This window comes from Aliiroseovarius sp. S1339 (genome assembly GCF_023195695.1).
GTDB lineage: Bacteria > Pseudomonadota > Alphaproteobacteria > Rhodobacterales > Rhodobacteraceae > Aliiroseovarius.
This window is the reverse complement of record NZ_JALPQG010000005.1, coordinates 192,178-204,307: the sequence shown is the minus strand read 5'-3', so window position 1 is coordinate 204,307 and position 12,130 is coordinate 192,178. Positions and strand designations below refer to the sequence as shown.

General features: G+C 56.9%; 9 protein-coding genes. 4 read left to right on the top strand and 5 right to left on the bottom strand.

The annotated features are described in order from the left end of the window. Positions 1–98: 98 nt before the first annotated feature. From MUY35_RS09455 to MUY35_RS09445, 3 genes are all read right to left on the bottom strand, one after another. Complete coding sequence (locus tag MUY35_RS09455; RefSeq protein ID WP_248366758.1) at positions 99–554, bottom strand: SRPBCC domain-containing protein; 456 nt, start codon at positions 552–554, stop codon at positions 99–101. Between the two features lie 11 nt (positions 555–565). Beyond that, entirely contained in the window at positions 566–1,090 is a 525-nt protein-coding gene (locus MUY35_RS17175) for a metalloregulator ArsR/SmtB family transcription factor (RefSeq protein WP_348984507.1), read from the bottom strand. A 76-nt stretch (positions 1,091–1,166) separates the two neighbouring features. Beyond that, positions 1,167–1,415, bottom strand: a complete 249-nt coding sequence (locus tag MUY35_RS09445; protein ID WP_248366756.1) for a hypothetical protein — start codon at positions 1,413–1,415, stop codon at positions 1,167–1,169. Positions 1,416–1,499: 84 nt separating this feature from the next. Between MUY35_RS09445 and MUY35_RS09440 the strand changes: the two genes are divergently transcribed. Next, a complete protein-coding gene (locus MUY35_RS09440) occupies positions 1,500–2,165 on the top strand; it encodes an SDR family NAD(P)-dependent oxidoreductase (protein ID WP_248366755.1) in 666 nt (221 codons plus the stop codon). A gap of 88 nt (positions 2,166–2,253) precedes the next feature. On the opposite strand, the gene MUY35_RS09435 is transcribed toward MUY35_RS09440, so the two are convergent. Next, entirely contained in the window at positions 2,254–2,523 is a 270-nt protein-coding gene (locus MUY35_RS09435) for a hypothetical protein (protein ID WP_248366735.1), read from the bottom strand. Positions 2,524–2,531: 8 nt separating this feature from the next. Beyond that, a complete protein-coding gene (locus MUY35_RS09430) occupies positions 2,532–6,551 on the bottom strand; it encodes a peptidoglycan DD-metalloendopeptidase family protein (protein WP_248366732.1) in 4,020 nt (1,339 codons plus the stop codon). Between the two features lie 292 nt (positions 6,552–6,843). On the opposite strand from MUY35_RS09430, the gene MUY35_RS09425 reads away from it, so the two are divergent. The 3 genes from MUY35_RS09425 (at position 6,844) to MUY35_RS09415 (ending at position 12,126) form a co-directional block, all read left to right on the top strand. After that, the gene (locus MUY35_RS09425) at positions 6,844–7,815 is read left to right on the top strand and encodes a carbon-nitrogen hydrolase family protein (protein WP_248366715.1); all 972 of its coding nucleotides are present in this window, start codon (positions 6,844–6,846) and stop codon (positions 7,813–7,815) included. A 70-nt stretch (positions 7,816–7,885) separates the two neighbouring features. Beyond that, positions 7,886–10,642 carry an aminotransferase class I/II-fold pyridoxal phosphate-dependent enzyme gene (locus MUY35_RS09420; RefSeq protein WP_248366700.1) on the top strand — a complete coding sequence of 919 codons (2,757 nt, stop codon included), beginning with the start codon at positions 7,886–7,888 and terminating at the stop codon, positions 10,640–10,642. A gap of 23 nt (positions 10,643–10,665) precedes the next feature. Then, a complete protein-coding gene (locus MUY35_RS09415) occupies positions 10,666–12,126 on the top strand; it encodes a biotin carboxylase (protein WP_248366697.1) in 1,461 nt (486 codons plus the stop codon). Positions 12,127–12,130 lie beyond the last annotated feature (4 nt).

The window sequence follows — 12,130 nt, the reverse complement described above, 5'->3', positions numbered from 1 at the left end:
CCCCGCTTACGCTGATCCGAAATGGTCAGACGCATTTTTCCCATAGTTCGCTCCTTAACAACTCTGCACCTATTGGGGCTGTCATTTGCCAGGCTGGTTTACGACGCACATGCAGCCGCATAAGCCTCTTCAAACAGCATCCCCCAACTGCTGCCATACCCATTGCGCATCATTTCGGCCATGTCTTCGTAGCCTTCCCAATTGCTGTGTATCAGCTCCACCCGCGTCGTCGTCGCGCTTAGGGGTGTAAAGTGGACATCGACCTGCCCCGACTTGGCGGCAGGCAGCCCCATATGGAAATCAAGTTGCAGGTGATGGTGCGGAGAAAACTTGGTGAAAGTGCCCCAGTGATGGGTCACATCGTCAATGGCTGTTTCAACAATCTCACCGCCCAATTGCGCGTCGACCGTTAGCATTTTGGCCGGTCCGCCGGCCTGCATCAGCGACATGGAGCGCTTATCAAGCGGCCACCAAGCCGGCATGTCGCAGAATATGTTGAACGCTTGCTGTTGCGAACACGAAACTTCGATGGTTTTGGTCACTGGTTCTAGCATGTGGGTGTCCTTCAATTGGCTTTGTTGCGGCGGTGGACCTCAGCTGCATAGGCCCCCAACGCATCGGTCCAAAACTGGTTCAAGTAGCTGCGCAGTTCGTCCAATCCGTCTTTCCTGACTGAGTAAAAGCGATGTCGTCCTTTCGGAACCGCCTGCACGAGCTTTGCACGTTCAAGAACTTTAAGATGTTGAGAAACAGCCGGACGGCTAACGGCTTGACCCTTTGCCAATTCGGAAACTGTACATGGCTCTTTCCAAAGCGACTCGAAGATCAATCTCCGCGTAGGATCAGCAAGGGCCGAGAGTGTATTTGCGTAAGTCATAGCTAACATGTAAGCAATGACTAACTTGAAAGTCAAGCGACAGGCGGAGACCATCAACGAGCCCGGTTTGATGACTCCTGTTTCAGGTTGATAGTTGCAGAAATCATCAAGCAGATCGTGTTCCGGCTCGAACCTTCCCATCGACCACAGCGAGCGGAAGGTTCGAACCGGAATAGTTGTGTCAAACTTATGCTGACGACACGCGCGGCTCATGTCTTGATGTTGATTGGCAAAAACCTGAGCCCAACGCCGTGAAAAGGCCGATCGATTATGCCTGCCAGGTGGCGCGTCAGTTGGAGCGCTCTTTCAAACGGAACACCGTGAGCGTGACAAAAACACCGCCCAGCACCAAAGAATGTGCGATGGCGGAGACGCCAAATGCCAAATAACTACCAAGTGCTACCGCGAAAATCACGCTCCACATCCAAGCGAGAATTTGCATGACCATGTGTGCGGCCACCAAGTTTGTCGTCCTCAATGGGTTGTGCTCGACGTCCATAACCGCGTCCCAGCTCGTTCTTAAAATGTTGCTTTCCATTTTCTTTCCTCCTGTAACTGCTACGAAGAGTTGAAAGTTTTGGATCAAACTTCAGCGCAAAGTAACAATGGCGGGACGTTTCAGATGGAAGAAAAACAAGCACTTGTTGTGGGTGCATCTGGGGGCGTCGGTCGTGCCTTGGCGGCCGAGTTGGAAAACAGAAGCTATCACGTCAGACGGCTCTCGCGGCAAGATGACGGCTTGGACATTACCAACGAAGAAGATGTGTGCGAAAAACTGGGACGGTTGGACACCAAGTTTGATCTGGTGATTGTGGCCACGGGCATCCTGTCCAGATCTAGCGGGCCGGAAAAGTCGATCAAGGCTTTGTCTGCCGATGAAATGGCGATGCTGTTTGCGGTGAATGCAATTGGTCCGGCGCTGGTGCTTAAGCATGCCAAACAGCTATTTAGGCGTGATAAGCGCGTGGTGTTTGCAGCCCTTTCTGCGCGCGTTGGATCGATTGGGGACAATGCTTTGGGCGGTTGGTATTCCTATCGCGCCTCCAAAGCCGCGTTGAACCAGCTTCTCAGAACGGCGTCCATAGAACTGAAACGCACGCACAAACAATTGATCTGTACCGCGTTGCATCCGGGCACCGTCGCGACCGAGTTCACCCGAAACTACCCGAACCACGACGCCGTGCCGCCCGCGCAGGCGGCATACAATCTAATTGACGTTATCGAGCAGCTTTCGCCGGAAGACAGCGGCCATTTCTTCGACTGGGCCGGAAAGGAAGTGCCGTGGTAGTCGCGTCCCCGATGGGAAAGGACCGTTGCGCCCCGACGTGTCGGTGACGTTGTCGTTAAGCGGTTCTCGGACCGTCGTAGAAAGCCGTCTAATCCGTTCGCCCGAGCGAATTCCGCTCGGATCGAGTGTTCATCAGGCAGCGAAGCATGGCGGCGAGGTCGCTGCTGCGCGCCAGCCTCGTCTGTTCCCTTTTCAACTCCCGCTCGCTGCGTTGATTCTCGGGCGCGTTCAACACGCGCGCGGTGCGGCGCAGGTCGTCCTGCGCGATGGCCGTGCAGGGATCGACGGGTTCGGAAGGCCGATCTTGGGCCGTTGCGGGCATGGCCAGACTTAGGCAAAGGATGGTGACGCGGATCATAGGGCACCTCATGGCAGGATCTGGGTGTTAACGGTTGCGGTATTGTCGTCCTCCAGCAGTTCGACCGGGCCGGCGCGGATGGTGGCGCGGTTTTCGACGACCGCCAATGCCGGGCTGCCGTCTTCGCCCCCGGCCGCGACGGCCGCGCCCCAGAACCTGATCGTGCGGGTGGTTCCTGCGGCGATGCTGCCAACGTCAAACTCCGCCACGGATTCGGTCAAGGACGGATAGTTGATCGACAGCAGAGCGCCGGTCGCGGGCAAGTCCAGCGGAGCGGGCAGCAGCCCAATAATGCCATCCGCGTTTAGAAGGCCCAGAGACATCTCGTCCACCAGATAAACGTCGGTAGCCGTCGCCGGGCCGAGATTGCCGATTTCGACAGTATAAAGGATGAAGTGAAGCTCTCTGGCGCCCATCCGTAACACGAAGTCTTGTGCGGTCTTGTCGACCGACAGATCCACACCCAGACCGCGCTCGGTGATCTGTTCCACATCGATGGAGCTTTGCGAAGCGACGTTGCCACTGTTGTCCAGCGCGGCAGTTGAATAGACGACGGTGACGTCCAGACGCTCGGTGCTTTCGACCACAACGAAGCCTTCGTAGTAGGTTGCGCCGCCCAATGTCGTTTCCGACAGGGCGTTGCGATCGATATCGGCGCAGTCGGTCTTGACCGCCTGATCGTAGCCGAGGTCGTCTTCGCCGATTTCCAAGATCTGCCCCGGTGTCTGTTCGGCTGGCGGATAGGCCAGCGCCAGTTTCTTGTGGATCAGCGCTGGCGTCGCGCCCGGATTGTGGATGTTGACCGTGGTGGCGTAACGACCCGGTGTCAGACGGCCATCGTCTGCATCAGTCTGGGTGCCGCAGACGACCTTGGCCGAGTATTGCCAAGCGAATGGTTTGAGTTCGATGTCGAGGTCGTAGGTCGCCCCGCTGCCGTCATCGGCATCCGAGACGGCGACATAGTAACGGCCCGGCGCCAGGGTTGTGACGATTTCCTCGGTGCTGCCTGTCCCCCAGCCCGCGCCATCAGGGTTCAGCATCAGAAGGCCGTCATTTAGCAGGTAGACGTTCAGATCGCCGTTCCGCGATGTCGGCGTGAGGCGGATCACGGCCTGCGCGCGGGTGTCCGTTTCGAACCGGTAGATATCTTCCACAGGGTCGCCGCGCACCGCCAGCGTTGGGCTTTCGCTGTCCGAGATTTCACCCTGCACGATCGTCGGCGGGGTCAGGGCTTGATGATCCTCAACCGCGTCGTTGTCCTCGATCTCGGCGATGAGACCGGCGGGCGAGGGCGGGTTAAGTACGATCATGGAAGGGATCGGCATGACGTTATTGATCAGTTGGCGCGTGTGAATCGCCACATTGGTCTGGTTCATGTCCCCGAACATGATGTTCGAGAAAGTGATCGGCCGACCTTCGTCGGTATTGGCGTTCGAGCCGTCCATCAGAACAAAGTGCAGGTGCGGCCCTGAGCTGTTGCCCGAGTTGCCGACAACACCCAGCAGATCGCCCTGCGTGACGGTGCAGACCTGTCCGGCCGGGCACATACCCAGGTTGTTGAGAGCCGCGAGGTTGTTGGGGATCGACCCGGCTTGCATGTGCGAATAGCGGGTGAACTGGCCGTTACCATGGTCAATGGTGACGGAGTTGCCGCCGCGCGGCACACCGGCCAAGCGGACGCCCGGGGATGGATTTTCGGGCTGGCTGCTATCCAGCGTCACGATGTTCCCATCTGCCGCCGCAATGACCGACTGGCCCCAGATATAGGCGGTCGCGTTGGTGTTGGTGGCGATCGGGTTGCACGCCGCGTCGAGGCCGACGTTGCTGCCACCGTCTTGGTCGCGCACGACAATATCGTAGGCGTGGCGCTGATCGTTGGATGCGGACGCCGTGTTGAGGGACTGCACCAGCGCACGGTGCGAGGTTTCAATGTCGCCATAGCGCAGCTCATGCCCGTTGGAAACGTAATAGAATAGGTCCGGGGCGGGCGGTGCGGTTTCGTCGTCGCCCACGTCGTCATCGTCGATGAGGGCGCAGGCTTCGTCGTCCGGTAAGGGGACAACCACCTGCGTCGGAGCAAGTGGAAAGATATAGGATTGCAGTGGATCCGGTAGAGGAACCGCAACCAAGTTCGGCGCGGGAATGTCGGTCCAGGAGATGGTCCAAACATCGCCCGACGCGATCTCTCGCAGATCCAATTCGACATCAACCGTCGCGGGAGGGGTGCCGGTGAAAGGCATCTGCCGTTCGTCATCCGGCAATGCTTCATCCGGGAAGGCGAGGATGACGCGGGTGTTGGCGGGCAGCTGATTGGCATTGGAATCGAGACTGCCGTCCTCCAATAGGCGCATCAGGGCAAAATTGCGCTCGTCATCATCCGCTGTAGCGCAACCGCCGAGAACGATACGGTTGCCCGAGGCGACCGCTATGGAGGATGCGAAGCTTCCGTCCTGGTTAGGTGTGTCGGGGTGGGCATGGACCACAACGCCGCCATCTCCAAAGGCTGCATCGGCAGCCCCGTCCGCCCCTTCAAGCCGGATGGCTGCGAATGCGTCCACGGTAGCCAGCGACGCGACGATGCGATCCTGCGAGTCAATGACCACATCCGTCGCACCGACCAGGCCGCCAATGCCAGCATCGGTGACGAACTGGCCAGTGCCGCTGAATAGGGGCTGAAACGTATCGTCTGGCGCGCCCGATGGCAGCAATCGCGAGAATGCCGCCTGAGCGTTGATGCCGTCACCCGTCGACACGCTGCCGACAGTGACGATCCGGTCCTCGTCGTCAATTACCATCGCGCCCGGATAGGCCCTGTCGAACCCGAGGAAATCGACCTCGACCAGACCGTCGGTTCCGAACGTCTCATCAAGTGAGCCGTCGTCGGCAAAGCGTGCGACGAACCATGTGCGATCCTCCAGTGGGCCGGGTTCCGGCTCCAACTCCTGCGGAGGGCCGTACCAACCCGTGGCGTAAAGGCGGTCAGTGCTGTCATAGGCAAGCGCGGTGTAAGTTGAAACCGTGTCCGCCGGCAGAAAATTTGCGACGCGCAGGCCGAAGTCCGCGGCAAGATCGCCGCCAAGGCCGAAAGTCGCGAGCGCCGCGCGGTTCCGGTCATCGACGCGGATATAGCCAGCCGCGACAGGTCGCGAGCTGTCGTCTATGGCCAGGGCGCGAATGGCACCGCCATCCGTCTGAGGTTCAACGATCCTGACCCCGAAAGGAAAATCTATCGCGCCGTTCACGTCGATCCGGGTCAGCGTCCAGAAGGAGTCGACCTCACCGTCCTGCGGGACGTTTTCAAGCCACGAGGCGCCGCCGGTCCAAATGTCGCCAACAGGCGATGTCGCGATGGCAGCGATTCCGTGACGGATTGCATCGTCTTCGTTGAATGGATGGTCGATTTGCACGGAGAGCAACCCGTTGCCGGAGAACCCGTTGTCTCTGCCGCCAGCAGCGTCGTACCGGCCAAGTAGCGATCCGTTGGGGAATATGCCCACGGCTGGAAATATCGGTGACGAGGTTCCGGTGCCGCCCGCATAGAGCAGTTGGTTCGAGTCGATCTCGATATCGCGGATACATTGCGAGCCGAACGATCCCATGTCGTCAAGCCGCCCTCCGGTATCGTTAAACGCTGCAGGTACGGCTGTTCCCAAGGTGGCGTTTGTGCGGCTGAGTGTTGCGAAGGACAAATCGCGTGACCCCACGGTCGCCGAGGCGACGTCCGCGCCGCCTGCGTCGCGGTAAGTGACACGGGCCTCTTCCAACGCAACGTCCTCGTTCCCCGTGGTGAAGTCGAGGTCGAGGCTGAGCCACACGCCATCGTCAAATGGTTCCCAGCCGCCGATAAAGGACGGCGTGGGGGCGTTATCAAGGGGCTGAACTCGCATCGTCGACGTGGCAATGCCCGACCCGGCCGGGGCGGTCACGGTCTGCGAATGGGCAGGCAGGGCGAGCAGCAGGCAGACCAAGGGCAGCGCAAGATGCCGCAGCGACGCCATCCCGGTGGTCATCTTGGGACGTTGTTTCATAGAAGCCCCCAATCTTCGATGTGAACATTTATTGTATCACAATTGCGCTCAATTACCCAGATAGTTGGGATTGTCGCTTCGCAATCAACAGGCGAATGCGGTGCCAAAGGTTCTGCGTGCGCGTGCAGCAATATCTGGGCGTGTTCGCTATAGGCGCATCCGAGCTTTCGCTGCCCATTCACTTGGATCCGTTCTTCGGCCGGAATTTCTGACCAAGACGGGCTGTTGTTCTTCCCTTCAAAAGCAGAGTAGTCTGGACTGAAGCTGCTGTTCATATTGGAGATCAACCTGAATGACGCCATTCGCAATTGCCGGTGTGCAAATGTATGTAAACGCATTGCAACCAAACGTGGACGGAATGATCCACCGTCTGGATATTTTAATGGCGCGCTTTCCCTGGACCCAGATGGTTTTGTTCAGCGAGCTGGCCGCTTACGGACCGCTAAGCAAATTCGCCTTGCCGCTTCATAATGAAGCGATCGACCGGTTTCGCGAAGCTGCGATAAAGCACAAGATTTGGCTGATACCCGGGTCAATGTTTGAAAAAACCGAAGATGGCAAGATTTTCAACACGTCGACTGTCATCAACCCACAGGGCGAAACAGTCGCGACCTACCGAAAGATGTTTCCTTTCCGCCCGTATGAAGCAGGCGTTGAGGCAGGAGCCGGATTTTGCGTGTTCGACGTGCCCGAGGTTGGCCGGTTTGGTTTGTCGATCTGCTATGATATCTGGTTTCCCGAAACGACCCGGCAGCTTACCAGCCAAGGTGTTGAGGTATTGCTGCACCCGGTTCTTACCGGCACCACCGACCGCGATGCCGAACTGGCCATCGCACGCGCCACCGCAGCCCAATTTCAGTGCTATGTGATCGACGTCAACGGTCTGGGCGCTGGCGGCGTCGGCAAATCCTGTGTGATTGATCCCACGTCAATGGTTCTGCATCAGTCTGCTGGACAAGAGGACATGTTCCCGATTGAATTGGATTTGGACCAAGTGCGCCGTCAGCGAGAAACCGGAATGAAGGGGTTGGGTCAGGTTTTGAAAAGCTTCCGCGACCGATCTGTCGACTTTTCAGTTTATGACCGCGATAGCGGCACCGACTCTTATTTGAAGACTCTCGGGCCTTTGGAAACACCGTCGCAGGGTTCGCGTGCCGGACTACATGTTGATGTTCCAGGTCATACGACACCTGCGTTGGGCGATGACACCGCACCAGTGCAGGCAACACCACCGCACCATTCTGCTAAGATACGCAGCGGCTGAACCTGACGTCCTTCTCACGAGGGGTTGCGCTTCAGTCTGACCTGTGACCGATTTTGAGGGGAAACATTTGATGCAATCCGTGAGCGACTACTACTCTGCGATACAACTGCGTTCCGACCGCTGGAGCGCTTTGCGCGACGCCACAGCGGCCCTTTCGCGTGACGCCGAGGGCGCAAAGGCACAGGCGCTGGTGCAACAAGTCACGCATCTATTCGAGTCTCTGGCCCTGATTGAATCCTATTGGGCGTTTCCGGGTGTGCAAGCGTTTGACAACATTCGCCGCCAGTTCGAGCATCGGAAATATGACGACGTTGCCTTTTCGGTTCAGCGCATCACGCGGGCGCTGACAACGGGCGCCTATCGGCGCAGGCATGTGCCTTTGGAACGCGACAGTGTTGATACCGACGAACATGAAGACGAGGTCGTGCAGTCTTTGGAAGCGCGCGCTCTAGCCAAGCCCTATTTCGAAGTGATGGTAGTCGATGATCTGAACGAGCATCAGGAACGCTGGCTAAAGAACAATTTCTCACGCATGCGCCGCATGGAAGACCCGTTTCATTATGAAATCGTGGTGGTCCCAAGCCTGCAAGATGCCTTGATCGGGGTGCTGTTTAACCACAACATTCAGGCCATCGTTGTGCGCCCCGGTTTAAAAATGGATTCTCAGGTCGAACTGGCCATCCTGACGCGCTATCTGAATCGCGCAGGCGGGATTGAGGATATCGAGGCGTTAGAGCCCGAAAACTATGGACCTGAACTGTGCAGGTTGATCGCAAAAGTCCGCCCCGAACTTGATGCCTATCTGGTCACGGATCGCTCGGTCGAGGATATTGCCGGGCTGGATCTGGGGATCTGCCGCCGCGTGTTTTACAATCAAGAAGACTTTCTTGAACTTCATCTGAACATCCTGCGCGGCGTTCAAGCGCGTTATAAAACGCCGTTTTTCACCGCTCTGGTCGAGTATTCAAAGCAGCCCACCGGTGTATTTCATGCCCTGCCAATCAGCCGCGGAAAATCCATTTCTCGCAGCCATTGGATTCAGGATATGGGCGCGTTTTACGGCCCCAACATCTTCATGGCAGAGACCTCGGCCACATCAGGTGGTCTGGATAGCCTGCTGGAGCCGCACGGCCCCATCAAAGAGGCGCAGGAACTGGCAAGCCGCGCGTTTGGCTCGAAGCAGACATTTTTTGCCACCAACGGCACCTCGACCTGCAACAAGATCGTGGTGCAGGGTCTGATTCGGCCGGGCGACATTGTTCTGGTGGATCGCGATTGCCATAAATCGCACCATTACGGCATGGTGCTGGCCGGTGCGCAGGTTGTTTATCTCGATAGCTATCCGTTGAATGAGTATTCGATGTATGGCGCGGTACCCCTGCGTGAGATCAAGCATCAACTGCTCAAACTAAAGGCCGAGGGCAAGCTGGACCGCGTGCGGATGCTGCTGCTGACGAACTGCACGTTTGACGGCATCGTCTACAACGTCGAACGGGTGATGGAAGAATGTCTGGCGATTAAACCCGACCTTGTTTTTCTGTGGGATGAGGCCTGGTTCGCTTTTGCCCGGTTTGGTCCGACCTATCGCCAGCGCACCGGTATGAATGCGGCAAACAACCTGCGTGACCGATTGCGCACCGAAGACCACGCACAGGCCTATCTTGAACAACAAAAGCAGCTTGAGAAAGCCGATGAAGAAACCATCCTGAACACGCGCCTCATCCCGCCACCGGACGCTCGAATTCGTGTTTATGCGACACATTCGACCCACAAAACCCTTACCTCACTGCGGCAGGGGTCGATGATCCATGTCAACGATCAGGACTTCAAGGGCGAGGTCGAGGCCAGCTTTCGCGAAGCCTATATGACCCATACCTCAACGTCGCCGAATTATCAGATCATCGCCTCGTTGGATGTGGGCAGACGTCAGGTTGAGCTTGAGGGCTTCGAGTTTGTTCAAAGACAGGTAGAGGCCGCGATGTCGATGCGCCGGGCGATCTCAACCCATCCTAAGCTGCAGAAATACTTCAAGGTTTTGACGGCCGGCGACATGATCCCCGAACAGCACCGCGAAAGTGGGGTTCAAAGCTACTATGATTCCGAGCAGGGCTGGACCGACATCTGGGATTGCTGGGAACAGGACGAATTCGTGCTTGACGCAACCCGCGTAACCCTTGCCGTTGGGGGCACCGGTTGGGATGGGGACACGTTCAAGACCAAAATTCTTATGGATAAATACGGGATTCAGATCAACAAAACCTCGCGCAATACGGTTTTGTTCATGACCAATATTGGCACAACCCGATCATCCGTCGCCTATCTGATCGAAGTTCTGGTCGAAATCGCCTCAGACCTTGATGACCTGCTTGATGATGCCTCGATCATGGAGCGGCGCGGATTTGAAAAACGCGTCAACACTCTGATGCATGATCTGCCGCCACTGCCCGATTTCAGCCGGTTCCACGACAGCTTCCGCACGGATCAAGCAACATCCGAAGGCGATATCCGCTCGGCATTTTTCCTGAGCTACGATGAAAAGAACTGTGATTATCTGGAGCTTGATGGGTCACTAAAATCCGCGTTGGAAGGCGGCGATGATGTTGTGTCGGCCTCGTTCATTATCCCCTATCCGCCTGGCTTTCCGATCTTGGTTCCCGGACAGGTCGTCAGCCAGGAAATCTTGGCTTTCATGCGGGCGCTGGATGTCAGCGAAATCCACGGATATCGCGAAGATTTGGGGCTGCGGGTATTTACCCAAGACGCCCTGAAGCAACAGATGAAAACGAATGCCGCGCGACTGAAACTGAATGTCGCGCGACACAAATAAGACCAAAAACAGGGAGAACGACAATGCCAACAGCTGTGCTCAAGAATATATCTGAAATCAGGCGTCATTTTCACCGCAACGAGGACCCGATTTATTTTATTTCGGCGACCAATTTCAACCTGTTGGGTTTGGATGAATGGTGTAAGAATTTCAAATACATATGCTATATCGACTGCTACGATGGCAAGCATCCCAACGTGTTCTGTCCGTCCGAGCAGCCGCATGCAGAATTCCAGTCGATCGAGGATATCAACAACTACCTTCTTCAGCACAAGGAAGTGATCGACCTTGTGAAGCGGCGTGGCGGCAAGCCGAAATTTGTTTTCCTGATGTTCGACGAGGAAACCGAGCGTCTGGCCAAAGAACTTGGCGCCGACGTGTGGTTTCCCAAGGCTAAACTGCGCACGAAGATGGACAACAAGATCGAAACCGTGCGCATCGGCAACAAGGCCGGGGTGCCGTCGGTGCCCAACGTGCTGGCCGAAGTCAAAGACTACGACGATCTGCGCAAGACCTGCGAGAAAGCAGGCATCGGCCATGATCTGGTGTTGCAGTCAGCCTTTGGGGACAGCGGTCACACGACGTTTTTCATCAAGTCAGAGTCTGACTTCCGCCGTCACGAACATGAAATCGTGGGCGAAGGCGAGATCAAGATCATGAAGCGGATCGACTGCCGCGGATCCGCGATCGAGGCCTGCGCCACCAAGCAAGGCACAATCGTTGGCCCGCTTATGACCGAGCTTGTCGGCTTCAACGAATTGACACCGTATCGAGGCGGCTGGTGTGGCAACGAAATCCTTTCAACGGCATTTCCCCCCAAAGTGCGCCAGAAAGCCCGCGAGTTGACCTTTAAATTCGGCGAGCAGCTGCGCAAAGAAGGCTATCGCGGCTATTTCGAGCTGGACTTTCTGATCGACAAAAAGACCGGTGACATCTGGCTGGGAGAGCTGAACCCGCGGATTACTGGCGCGTCTTCAATGACTAACCATGCCGCCTTTGCGCATGCCGACGCGCCGCTGTTTCTGTTCCATCTTCTCGAGTTTTCGAAAAAGAAATTCGAGTTGGATGTGAACGAGCTGAACAACCGCTGGGCCGATCCCGCAATGATCGACAGCTGGTCGCAGATGGTCATCAAGCACACCGAGGATAGTGTTGATATCGCGACCGAAGTGCCCGAAACTGGCATATATAAAATGCGTGAAGACGGCAGTATCAATTTTGACCGCTTCGACTATCACCGCCGCGCAGTTGAAAGCGAGAACGAGGCATTTTTCCTGCGCATTCTGCAGCCGGGTGATTACCGCTATGAGGGGGCTGACATCGGTATTCTGGTGACGCGTGGCCGCTCGATGACGCCCGGGTTCAAGTTGAACGAGCGCGGCAAGCGTTGGATTCACGGCATCAAGCAGGGCGTGTCTGGTCGCCCCCTTCCGGTGGCAGAGGCGGGGCCGGCACTTGCCGATCCAGCCTTTAAGATCCTGTAGGCGG

Excerpts from the sequence above, each read along its gene's own strand:
- MUY35_RS09440 (WP_248366755.1), top strand. The coding sequence starts at position 1,500 with ATGGAAGAAAAACAAGCACTTGTTGTGGGTGCATCTGGGGGCGTCGGT.
- MUY35_RS09430 (WP_248366732.1), bottom strand. The coding sequence starts at position 6,551 with ATGAAACAACGTCCCAAGATGACCACCGGGATGGCGTCGCTGCGGCAT.
- MUY35_RS17175 (WP_348984507.1), bottom strand. The coding sequence starts at position 1,090 with ATGAGCCGCGCGTGTCGTCAGCATAAGTTTGACACAACTATTCCGGTT.
- MUY35_RS09455 (WP_248366758.1), bottom strand. The coding sequence starts at position 554 with ATGCTAGAACCAGTGACCAAAACCATCGAAGTTTCGTGTTCGCAACAG.
- MUY35_RS09435 (WP_248366735.1), bottom strand. The coding sequence starts at position 2,523 with ATGATCCGCGTCACCATCCTTTGCCTAAGTCTGGCCATGCCCGCAACG.
- MUY35_RS09445 (WP_248366756.1), bottom strand. The coding sequence starts at position 1,415 with ATGGAAAGCAACATTTTAAGAACGAGCTGGGACGCGGTTATGGACGTC.
- MUY35_RS09420 (WP_248366700.1), top strand. The coding sequence starts at position 7,886 with ATGCAATCCGTGAGCGACTACTACTCTGCGATACAACTGCGTTCCGAC.
- MUY35_RS09425 (WP_248366715.1), top strand. The coding sequence starts at position 6,844 with ATGACGCCATTCGCAATTGCCGGTGTGCAAATGTATGTAAACGCATTG.
- MUY35_RS09415 (WP_248366697.1), top strand. The coding sequence starts at position 10,666 with ATGCCAACAGCTGTGCTCAAGAATATATCTGAAATCAGGCGTCATTTT.